Source organism: Xanthomonas sp. SHU 308 (genome assembly GCF_000364645.1).
Taxonomy (GTDB): domain Bacteria; phylum Pseudomonadota; class Gammaproteobacteria; order Xanthomonadales; family Xanthomonadaceae; genus Xanthomonas_A; species Xanthomonas_A sontii.
In genome coordinates this window covers 1-10,162 of the sequence record NZ_AQOK01000177.1, presented here as the reverse complement: position 1 = coordinate 10,162, position 10,162 = coordinate 1, and the positions used below count along the sequence as shown (strand labels likewise).

The following is a 10,162-nucleotide window of genomic DNA, read 5'->3' as shown; positions in this document are numbered from 1 at the left end:
CGGCTGTGGTGCCTGCGGCAGCCGCTGCGCAGCGAATCTGCCAGCCTGGTGCGCGCGCGCATCGCCGCCGGCGAGGACTGGGCGGCCTTGCTGCCGGCACCGGTGGCGGCCTATATCCGCGACCATGCTCTGTATGCGTCCGGTGCCGCCGCCGCTGGCTGAATACGCGCCCTGCCGGGGTCGCCTATAATTCGCCCCATTCCATCGAGTTCGCCGCTTTGTCCAGTCAAGCCCACGTCATCAAGACCCAAGTCCCCAATCCGCCGCCGCCGCTGCCGGTCCTGCTCGCCCACGTCCGCGAGGCAGTCGAGGAACTCAAGGCCAAGGACGTGGCGGAAATCGACGTGCGCGGAAAGTCCAGCGTCACCGACTACCTGGTCATCGTCTCCGGCACCTCCACCCGCCACGTCAAGTCGATCGCCGACGAAGTCATCAAGTACGCCAAGCGCCTGGATGTCATGCCGCTGGGCGTGGAAGGCGAGCGCGAGGCCGAGTGGGTACTGGTCGATCTCGGCGACGTGGTGGTGCACGTGATGCTGCCGCGGGTGCGCGAGTTCTATGCGCTGGAGCGGCTGTGGACGGTCGGCGACCAGCCGCCGGGCGACGACGACGACTCGGCACGCGATGCCTAAGCGGCGCAATCCCGCGCGCAGCGTCGGCAGCGAGGCGTTGCCGGTCAGCAAGCGTGTCGGCGCGACCGAATCGACACCCGCGACGCCGGCACGCAAGCGCTTCGACTCCCTGGTCAAGCGTCTGGAGCGCGCCCGTGCGCAGTTGCATGCGTGGCAGGACGCGCTGCCGCGCTGGGAGCAGCGTTTCCACGAGCAGGTCGATCCCTTGCTGCAGGAGCGCGATGCGGCGCAGGTACGGTTGTTGCGGGAACTGGACGCAGCGCATGCCACCTTCAAGTTGAGCAAGCGCGATCGCGCCGATCTGTCCGAGCTCATTTGCGAGTTGGCTGCGCTGTTGATCCGGGACGGCGACAACGATGGCCTGAAGGACATCTACGACCGGCATAGCCCCCTTGGATTCGACCAGGATCTGGCCGAATCCGAGGCATTGCTGACGTCGGTCATCGGTGAGGAATTCGGCCTGACCGAAGAGGAAATGGCGCATATCCACTCCCCCGAAGCGCTGTATGCGCAGATCCAGGAGCGGCTGCACGCACAGCAGGCGCATGCGGCCGGGCGCGCCCAGCAGCGCGACAAGCGCCGCCGTGCCGGTGCAGGCAAGGCCGCGCAGGTCGCCGCCGATCCGCAACAGACGCGTCGCGCGCTGTACCGCAACCTGGTCGCCGCATTGCATCCGGACCGCGAGCCCGATCCGCAGCAGCGCGAGCGCAAGACCGCCTTGATGCAGCGGCTCAACCAGGCGTATCAAAACGACGACCTGCTGGCACTGCTGGAACTGCAACTGGAAATCGGCCAGTTGGATCAGGCCGGCATCGCGGCGATGGCCGAGGAGCGCATCCGTGACTACAACGACCTGTTCGCCGCGCAACTGCGGCAGGTCGAGCAGACATTGGCCGGACTGGTCGATGACTTCATGGGGCGTTACGGTCTTCAAGACGAGCGCGCGCCGCAGCCGCAGCGCCTGGATGCGCTGTTGGCGCAGATCAAGCGGCAGGTGCAGGAGGAGATCCGCTCCTGTGCCGACGATCGCGCTGCGGCGCGGCAGGCCGACACGCTGAAGCAATGTTTGAAGCGGGAGCGTGCCCGGCTGGCCGAGCAGGAACTGGACGACGCGATGTACGACGCCCTGCTGCTGGGCGAGCGTTGGTGATGCGCGCCTGCCGCGCGCAGCGATGAAGGCGCGCCTCATCGCCACCGGCGAGCGCGCCCCGGCCTGGGTGGCGCAGGGCTTCGCCGAGTACCGCAAGCGGCTCTCGCACTGGTTGCCGCTGGATCTGGTCGAGATAGAACCCGGCCTGCGCGGCAAGGGCCGCGATGCGCAGCGCGCGATCGAGGACGAAGGCCGCCGAGTCCTGGCGGCACTGCCGAAGAATGCGCTGGTGGTGGCGCTGGACGTGCCCGGCAAGCAACACAGTTCCGAGCAACTGGCGCAGCGCATGGAGCACTGGCGCGGACAGGGGCGCGATCTGGCGTTCCTGATCGGCGGTCCCGAAGGCCATTCGCCGGAGGTGCTGGCGGTCGCCAGCGAATCCTGGTCGCTGGGGCCGCTGACCCTGCCGCACATGCTGGTGCGGCTGCTGGTGGCCGAGCAGCTCTACCGCGCCGCGGCGATGTTGGCCAATCATCCTTACCATCGCGCCTGATCGCCTGATCGCGGATCGCGGATCGCGGATCGCGTGCGCGTGGCGGCAATGCGTGCGTGATGCCGATGCTGGCGCACCGCTCAGACAACAAAAAAGCCCGGGCTTTCGCCCGGGCTTTTCGTTACGGCCTTGCGACGTTCGCGATCAATTGAACGTGTACTTCGCACCCACCGTGAAGTAGCGGCCGATCGCACCGCTGAAGTGCAGCGGGTTGTAGTTGACCGCACCGTAGGTGGTCGGATCCAGCGGGGCGATCCGGTCGAACACGTTCTGCACCGACGCGTTCAGTTCGAACGCCTCGGTGATGTTCCAGCGGCCCGACAGATCGAAGGTGGTGAACGAGGCGATCTTCTTGACCGGCGTACCGTCGGCGTACTGCGCCAGATAATCGCCGCCTCGGCTGTCCTTGTTCTCGATACTGGCGATGTAATTGACCACACCGCTCACGCTCCAGCTGTCCTGCTTCCAGGTCGTGCCGAAGTTGACGCGATCCTGTGGCGTGCCGATGCAGTTGGTCACATCGCAGTTTCCATGCGTGCCCACGTACTCATAGGTCGTTGCGCCCTGGGTGCTTTCGAACTTGAGCAGGTGGCTCCACTGCGCATCCAGCTCCAACTGGCCGGGACCGATTTCGAAGGTCTGACGGATGTCGGTATCGATGCCGCGCACGCGCGAGGAGTTCGCGTTCACGTAGGCAGTGTTGACCGCCAGGATGCTGCCGCTGTTGGGCACGCCGCCGATGTTGTTGCTGTCGCGCAAGACGTTGCCCGCGAGAATGGCGTCTCGGGTGTTGCCCTGGGCGATTTCGTTGGTGCGCTTGATCTCCCACCCGTCCACGGTCAGCGACGTGGTCGAGGTCGGCTGCAGCACCAAGCCAACGGAGTAGCTCTTGGATTCCTCGGGCTTCAGTGCCGGGTTCGGGCGGGTGATGATCGCCACGGACTGCGCGTTGCACTCGCTGGCACTGAGTGCGCAGCGCACCGGATCGACGGCATTGGAGAACGCGGCCAGGCCGCCGTCGCCGTTCTCGGCCGGATTCGGCGCACGGAAGCCTTCAGCGTAGGTGGCGCGCAGCGCGATCCACTCGGCCGGGGTCCACTTCACGCCCAGCTTCGGCGTGGCCTTGCCGTCGCCGCCGTCGTACTTGTCGTAGCGCAGCGCCGCGGACAGTTCCAGTTGCTCCAGCACAGGCGCAGACAGTTCGACGTAGCCGGCATACACGTTCTGGGTGCCGTCGTAGGCCGAATAGCCCAGGCCGATGATGTCGCCGATGTCGGTATAGGTCTGCGGGGTCAGGCTGTTGCTGGTCTTGCGCCATTCCGCGCCCATCGCCAGGCCCAGCGGCCCGCCCTTGAGGTCGGCAAGGCTGCGCGAGACAGTGAAGTTGAACATGTCCAGTTCGGACTTGGCACGCGCGCTGATGGTCGGCGAGATGTAGTCGTACAGCGCCTGCGAGTTGAGGTTGGCGTTGTCGCCGATCCGCCAGATGCCGGCCGGGCAGGCCGGGTTGCCGAGCACGCAGCGCACTGCGCTGTAGCGCAGGAAGCCGGTGCGCTTGTTGACCAGATTGGTGCCCGAGTGCAGGTAGCCGGTGTCGTAGCTCCAGTCGCCCCAGTTGCCCTTGACGCCGACCAGGAAACGGTTGAATTCGTTGGTGTTGTCGGTGACGCGCGGGCCCACGTCCCAGGCGCTGTAGCGCAGGCGCGCGGCGTAGGGCAGGGGATTGTCGGGATGGCCGGCGTAGAGCACGGTGGCGCCGGCGCCGCTGTTGGCGTTGACCGGGCCACCCGGGTAGCCCCAGCCGCCGGATACGCCGGAAGGGGTATTGGAGAACACGGTGTTCTTCTTCGAGTAGCCGATCTCGGTGTAGATCTCGCCGCCCTCGCCGAAGGCGAAGCTGGCGCGGCCGAACACGTTGACGTACTTCTCCTCGGGGGTCAGATCGCGGAACTGCTGTGCCGGATCCCACAGGCAGCCCTGCGCCTGCGCGGTGGCGTCGCTCTGGCCGGGGATGGTGGTCAGACCGGCGCAGCCGGGCAGTGCCACCAAGCGGTTGGCGGTGTTGAACACCGAGCCGTTCGGGCCGACGCCGCCTCGCGTGCCGCCGCTGAGAAACGCGCCGCCCAGGAACTGCGCGTCGTTGCCGTAGCCCCAGCGCCGGGTATCGCCAGTGCCGATCCACTTGCGGTCCTTGCGGTCGCTGATCTTGATCGCGTCGGTCTTGCCCACGTCCAGGCTGAAGAACGCGTTCCAGCCGTCGCTGGCGAGGTCGCCGGTACCGGCGGTCAGGGTGGCCTTGCGCGCATCGCCGTCGCCGTCGCCGGAGAGGCCGTAGGAACCGCGCAGGATCGCGCCCTGGAAATCGCTGCGCAGGATGATGTTGACCACGCCGGCGATGGCGTCGGAGCCGTAGATCGCCGAGGCGCCGTCCTTCAGCACTTCGACCCGCTCGACCGCGTCCAGTGGGATGGTGCTCAGGTCGGTGAAGACCTTCTGGCCGTCGTCGGCCAGGCCGTAGGTGGCCATGCGTCGGCCGTTCAACAGCACCAGGGTGGAGCCGGCGCCCAGGCCGCGCAGCGAGATGCCGGCGCCGCCGCCGGCGAAGCCGTTGCCGAAGGTCTTCGGAATCGAGCCAGCGCCGTCGGCGGTCAGGGTCTGCAGGTACTCGGCCAGCGAGGTCTTGCCGGTGCGGTCGATCTCCTGGCGGGTGACCACCTGCACCGGCGACGGGGTCTCGGTATTGGTGCGCGGGATGTTGGAGCCGGTGACCGTGATGCGGTCGAGATTGGTGGCCGCTTCCTGGGCGAGGGCGGCGGGCCCTGCGAGGGTGGCGAGAACGCCGGCGACGGAGGCACACAGCAGCGTACGGCGGGTTGCACGCCGTTGGGTCGGGATGTTCACAGTTTCTCTCCTAACTGGAAACGCAGGTTGTGACTTTCTGACGAAAGCGCCGACGTCTTGGTGGCCGGCTGTCTCTCATCTAGGTGTATCTATCGTGAATAAATAGTGAATTTTAGATTAACACGACCGGCCGGCGAATGCCGGCCGGCCGCGCCGGGGTGATTTAGCGGTCGAGCGAAAAATCGACCGGTACCAGTCCGTACGCCTGCACCGGCGTGCCGTTCTGCAGCGCCGGCTTGAACGCCCAGCGCTTGAGCACCTGGTCGCGGGCGGCCTGGTCCAGCACCCGGTGGCCGCTGCTCTTCTCGATGCTGACCTGCAGCGGTTGCCCGTCGGTGCCGACCAGCACCCGCAGCAGCACGCTGCCCTGCAGGCGATCGCGCAGCGCGTCGCGCGGATACGGCGGCGCCGGCGCGCGCAGGTACTGCAACTGCATGCCGTCCACCGGCGCGCTCACGCTCGCCGGCGGCAGGCTGGGCGCGGCGATGCTGGGCGCGGGGTCGACGTTGGGCGCGCTGTCCAGCACCACCGGGCTGCTGTCGAACAGCGGCGCCGGCGTCGGGGTCGGCACCGGGACTGCGGTCGGCGTACGCGGCTGCGTCGGCAGCTGTTTCTCGACGGTGGGGATGGTGGGCGGCGTCGGCGTGACCGGAATCACCACGGGTTGCTGCCAGGGCGGCTGCACCTGCGCCGGTTCCGGTGGCGCGGTCACGTGCGAGAGCGGAAGCAGCAGCAACAGAGCGGCCAGCACGTGCAGGGCGATCGCGGTGCTGTAGGCCAGGACCCGGGACAGGTCGATGCGGAAGGACGGGGCGGGGAGTTGCGTGCGAACCATGGATCCACCTCTGCGATAGGAGTGTCGTGGACTGCGGTACGGCAAAAACGCACGGGGGCGACGGATGGGGTCATCGCGCCCGTCCGCGTTTCGACAGTGCGCCGGTCGCGGGCACTTTGGCAAGAGGCGGCGGCGATCGAGGCCGGGTGCCGTATTGACGAGGGGCGCTGCGGCGGACCGAAAACGACGACGGCGCCCGCAGGCGCCGTCGCGAAGGAGGGGGCGGACCGGGCTTACTTGCCCAGTTCGAACACCACATCCAGGTTGACCGAGACGCTGCTCTCGCCCGGCGCGACCGGGGTGCTGTCCATCTCCGCCTTCATCGCCATCGCGCGCATCATCGGCATCGGCGGGCGCACGCCGCCGCTGCTGCCTTCGGAGATGCTGACGATGCGCCGCACGTGCAGGCCCAGCGCCTTGGCGTAGGTCTGCGCGCGTGCCTGCGCCTTCTTCAGCGCATCGACCCGGGCCTGGTCGTACAGCGGTTCCGGGTCGTCGATCTCGAAGGTGGGGCCGTTGATCTGGTTGGCGCCCTGCGCGGCCAGCGCGTCGAGCACCTTGCCGAGCTTGGCGATGTCGCGCACCTTGAGGTTCACCGAGTTGTTGGCCTGGTAGCCGATGATCTGCGGCGCCTGGTTCTCGGCGTACTTGTACTGCGGGTTGAGGCTGACCCCGCTGGTCTGCACGTCCTTGTCGGCGATGCCGGCGGCGCGGATCGCGGCCAGTACCTTGGTCATCTGCTCGGCGTTCTGGCGCATCGCCGCGGCGCTGTCGGTGGCCTGGGTGACCACGCCGGCGGAGATGGCGGCGACGTCGGGCGCGCGCTTGGCCTCGGCCTGCGCGGCGATGTTGAGCAGGGTGCCGTCGGCGGGCACGGCGTAGCCGGGCGCGGCGGATTGGGCGTGGGCGGTCATCGTGCCTCCTAGGGCGAGGGACAGGGCCAGCAGCAGCGGGCGGACGGACAATGCGCGCATCGATGTTCTCCTTGTGAAGATTGGGCGAGGGTGTTGCCGCGACGATGAACGCGTCGTGATCTTCGCCGGGGTCGAAGCGATCGTCCCGCAATTAGCGATCGTTCAGTCAGTCCGGTCGGGTTATCCTTCGGCCATGCTGTATCTCGCGTCCCGTTCCCCTCGCAGAAACGAACTGCTGACCCGCCTCGGCGTGCCGTTCCGGATCCTCGACCTCGAGGTGCCGGAAGTGCGCGCGGCCGACGAGTCGGCGCAGGCCTATGTGCGCCGGGTGGCGCTGGACAAGGCCCGCGCCGGCTTCGCGCAACTGGCCGACGCCGCCGACGCGGTGGTGCTCGGCGCTGACACCGAGGTGGTGCTGGACGATCGCGTGTTCGGCAAGCCGGCCGACGCCGAGGATGCGGCGGCGATGCTGGCGGCCCTGTCCGGGCGCACCCACCAGGCGATGACCGCGGTGGCGCTGGTCGCCGCCGGACGCGAGGAGCTGGTGCTGGTGCCCACGGCGGTGACCTTCGCCGACTTGTCCGCACGCGACATCGCCGACTACGTGGCCAGCGGCGAGCCGATGGGGCGGGCCGGCGCGTATGCGATTCAGGGCGGCGCCGAACGCTTCGTCAGCCGTCTCGACGGCAGCTATTCCGGGGTGATGGGCCTGCCCCTGCACCAGACCCACCACCTGCTGCGCACCTTCGGAGTGCTGTGATGTCGCAAGAGATCCTGGTCAACGTCACACCACGCGAGACCCGGGTGGCCGTCATCGAGAACGGCATGCTGCAGGAGCTGCACATCGAGCGCGGCTGGCGCCGCGGCGTGGTCGGCAATATCTACAAGGGTCGGGTGCAGCGGGTGATGCCGGGCATGCAGGCGGCCTTCGTCGAGGTCGGGCTGGAGCGCGCGGCGTTCCTGCACGCCAACGACGTGGTGCGGCCGGCGCCGGTCGGCAATGGCGACACCGAGGAGGCGACGCCATTGCCGGTCTCGGCCGCGGTGCCGATCGTGGAGTTGCTGCGCGACGGCCAGGACATTGTGGTGCAGGTGGTCAAGGATCCGATCGGCAGCAAGGGCGCGCGGCTGACCACGCAGATCAGCATTCCCTCGCGCTATCTGGTGCTGCTGCCGCAGTCGCGGGTGATCGGGGTGTCGGCGCGGATCGAGGACGAGGCCGAGCGGCAGCGGCTGAAGACCCTGGTCGCCGACCTGGCCGCCAGCCACGGCGGCTTCGGCTATATCATCCGCACCAATGCCGAGGGCCAGCCGGCCGAGGCCCTGGCCGAGGACATCGCCTACCTGTCTCGGGTCTGGAACGTGGTCGAGCGGCGCGGTCGCGACGGCGCCCCGGCCAGCATCATCTACGAGGACCTGAGCCTGCCGCTGCGCGCGGTGCGCGACCTGATCCGCAAGGACGTGGAGAAGGTCAAGGTGGATTCGCACGAGACCTTCGAACGGCTGCAGGCCTTCGTCGCCAAGTACATGCCGGTGCTGGCCGAGCGCCTGGAGCTGTACACCGGCGACCGTCCGATCTTCGACCTGTACGGGGTCGAGGACGAGATCGCCCGCGCACTGGACAAGCAGGTGCCGCTGAAGTCCGGCGGCTACCTGGTCATCGACCAGACCGAGGCGATGACCACCATCGACGTCAACACCGGCTCGTTCCTGGGCCAGCGCAACCTCGAGGAGACGGTGTTCCGCACCAACCTGGAGGCGGCGCAGGCGGTGGCGCGGCAACTGCGCCTGCGCAACCTCGGCGGCATCATCATCATCGACTTCATCGACATGGACGATGCCGAGCACCGCCGCCAGGTGCTGCGCACGCTGGAGAAGGCGCTTTCGCGCGACCACGCCAAGACCACGGTGTACGAGTTCTCGCCGCTGGGCCTGGTGGAGATGACCCGCAAGCGCACCGTGGAGAGCTTGGAGCGGCAGCTGTCCGAGCCGTGCCCGGAATGCAGCGGGCGCGGCTCGATCAAGACCGCCGAGACCGTGACCTACGAGATCTTCCGCGAGATCACCCGCGCGGTGCGCCAGTTCGACGCGGCGCGGCTGCTGGTGATCGCCTCGACCAAGGTGGTGGCGCGCATCACCGACGAGGAATCGGCGGCGGTGGCCGAGCTGGAGGAATTCCTCGGCAAGACCATCCGCTTCCAGGCCGACGAACAATACCTGCAGGAGCAGTTCGACGTGGTGTTGTTGTGAGGCTGGGAATCGGGAGTCGGGAATGGGGAATGGGGGAAGAGCGCGCTGTTCGCGCTGACGCATCCCTGGATTCCTCGGCCGAATTTCACACGGCAATGAGCAGTTCGCGTGCTGCTTTTGCGATTCCCCATTCCCGATTCCCCATTCCCCGCCCCTGATGCACACCCCGCTGCGCCGCCGCCTGCGCCTGGCTCGCCGTTTCGCGTTCTACGCGGTGGCGATCGGGCTGGTGTGCGTGGCCCTGGCGGTGGGCGCGCTGAGCCAGGCGCTGCCGTTCGTGGAGCGGCATCCGCAGCAGGTGGCGGCGTGGCTGAGCGAGCGCGCCGGGCGGCCGATCCGCTTCGACCGGCTGGAGACGGCCTGGACTCGGCGCGGTCCGTTGCTGCGCCTGGACGGGCTGCGCATCGGTGCCGGCGACGGCGTGCGCATCGGCCAGGCCGAGGTGCTGGTGTCGATGTACGCGGGATTGCTGCCCGGGCGCTCGTTCACCGAACTGCGCCTGCGCGGCTTGGCGCTGACCCTGCTGCGCGCCGACGACGGCAACTGGAGCGTGCAGGGCCTGCCGACCTCGGGGCAGGGCGGCGATCCGCTGGATGCGCTGGAAGGGCTGGGCGAGTTGCAGGTCATCGATGGACGCCTGCGTGTACACGCCCCGTCGCTGGGCCTGGAAGCGCAGGTGCCGAAGATCGACCTGCGGATGCGCGTGAACGGCGAGCGCCTGCAGGTGGGCGTGCACGGCTGGAGCGATCTGCAACAGGCGCCGCTGACCGCGGTGCTGGACCTGGACCGTCGCAGTGGCGACGGCCAGGCCTACCTGGCGGTGCGCCCGGCGGAACTGGCGGGCTGGGCCGGCCTGCTGCATGCGGCAGGCATCGAACTGCAGGGCGGGGTCGGCGACGTCCAGGCCTGGCTGGACCTGCAGCAGCGCCGGGTCGCCGGGGTGACCGTGGACGCCACGCTGCGCGCGCTGCGCCTGCGCGGCGCTCC

At 68.4% G+C, this 10,162-nt stretch carries 8 protein-coding genes and 2 pseudogenes; 7 read left to right on the top strand and 3 right to left on the bottom strand.

Annotated elements, in window-relative coordinates; translation table 11 throughout:
• The 4 genes and pseudogenes from D588_RS24215 to rlmH form a co-directional block, all read left to right on the top strand.
• Positions 1-162 (top strand): annotated as a pseudogene (locus D588_RS24215) (nicotinic acid mononucleotide adenylyltransferase); the annotation flags it as partial.
• A gap of 56 nt (positions 163-218) precedes the next feature.
• Complete coding sequence (rsfS, locus tag D588_RS0107155; RefSeq protein WP_017907284.1) at positions 219-632, top strand: ribosome silencing factor; 414 nt, start codon at positions 219-221, stop codon at positions 630-632.
• Positions 625-1,782, top strand: a complete 1,158-nt coding sequence (locus D588_RS0107150) for a J domain-containing protein (protein WP_026143467.1) — start codon at positions 625-627, stop codon at positions 1,780-1,782. Before rsfS ends, D588_RS0107150 begins: the two co-directional genes overlap by 8 nt.
• Positions 1,783-1,804: 22 nt before the next feature.
• The gene (gene rlmH, locus D588_RS0107145; RefSeq protein WP_017915490.1) at positions 1,805-2,275 is read left to right on the top strand and encodes a 23S rRNA (pseudouridine(1915)-N(3))-methyltransferase RlmH; all 471 of its coding nucleotides are present in this window, start codon (positions 1,805-1,807) and stop codon (positions 2,273-2,275) included.
• Positions 2,276-2,419: 144 nt separating this feature from the next.
• On the opposite strand, the gene D588_RS0107140 is transcribed toward rlmH, so the two are convergent.
• The 3 genes from D588_RS0107140 to D588_RS0107130 form a co-directional block, all read right to left on the bottom strand.
• On the bottom strand, positions 2,420-5,176 hold the full coding sequence (locus D588_RS0107140) for a TonB-dependent receptor (protein WP_017915489.1): 2,757 nt from the start codon (positions 5,174-5,176) through the stop codon (positions 2,420-2,422).
• A gap of 163 nt (positions 5,177-5,339) precedes the next feature.
• A complete protein-coding gene (locus D588_RS0107135) occupies positions 5,340-6,011 on the bottom strand; it encodes an energy transducer TonB (protein WP_017915488.1) in 672 nt (223 codons plus the stop codon).
• Between the two features lie 233 nt (positions 6,012-6,244).
• Entirely contained in the window at positions 6,245-6,985 is a 741-nt protein-coding gene (locus tag D588_RS0107130) for an SIMPL domain-containing protein (RefSeq protein WP_017907288.1), read from the bottom strand.
• 133 nt (positions 6,986-7,118) lie between these two features.
• Here D588_RS0107130 and D588_RS0107125 point away from each other — a divergent pair, with 133 nt between their 5' ends.
• The 3 genes and pseudogenes from D588_RS0107125 to D588_RS24210 form a co-directional block, all read left to right on the top strand.
• Positions 7,119-7,685, top strand: coding sequence for a Maf family nucleotide pyrophosphatase (locus D588_RS0107125; protein ID WP_017915486.1), 567 nt, complete (start codon positions 7,119-7,121; stop codon positions 7,683-7,685).
• A complete protein-coding gene (rng, locus tag D588_RS0107120; RefSeq protein ID WP_010340444.1) occupies positions 7,685-9,175 on the top strand; it encodes a ribonuclease G in 1,491 nt (496 codons plus the stop codon). Before D588_RS0107125 ends, rng begins: the two co-directional genes overlap by 1 nt.
• 157 nt (positions 9,176-9,332) lie before the next feature.
• Positions 9,333-10,162: pseudogene (locus tag D588_RS24210) on the top strand (hypothetical protein); the annotation flags it as partial.

What these genes read in the sequence shown, in the direction of transcription:
- D588_RS0107150 (WP_026143467.1), top strand. Translation starts at nt 625, where the DNA reads ATGCCTAAGCGGCGCAATCCCGCGCGCAGCGTCGGCAGCGAGGCGTTG.
- rlmH (WP_017915490.1), top strand. Translation starts at nt 1,805, where the DNA reads ATGAAGGCGCGCCTCATCGCCACCGGCGAGCGCGCCCCGGCCTGGGTG.
- D588_RS0107135 (WP_017915488.1), bottom strand. Translation starts at nt 6,011, where the DNA reads ATGGTTCGCACGCAACTCCCCGCCCCGTCCTTCCGCATCGACCTGTCC.
- D588_RS0107130 (WP_017907288.1), bottom strand. Translation starts at nt 6,985, where the DNA reads ATGCGCGCATTGTCCGTCCGCCCGCTGCTGCTGGCCCTGTCCCTCGCC.
- D588_RS0107125 (WP_017915486.1), top strand. Translation starts at nt 7,119, where the DNA reads ATGCTGTATCTCGCGTCCCGTTCCCCTCGCAGAAACGAACTGCTGACC.
- rng (WP_010340444.1), top strand. Translation starts at nt 7,685, where the DNA reads ATGTCGCAAGAGATCCTGGTCAACGTCACACCACGCGAGACCCGGGTG.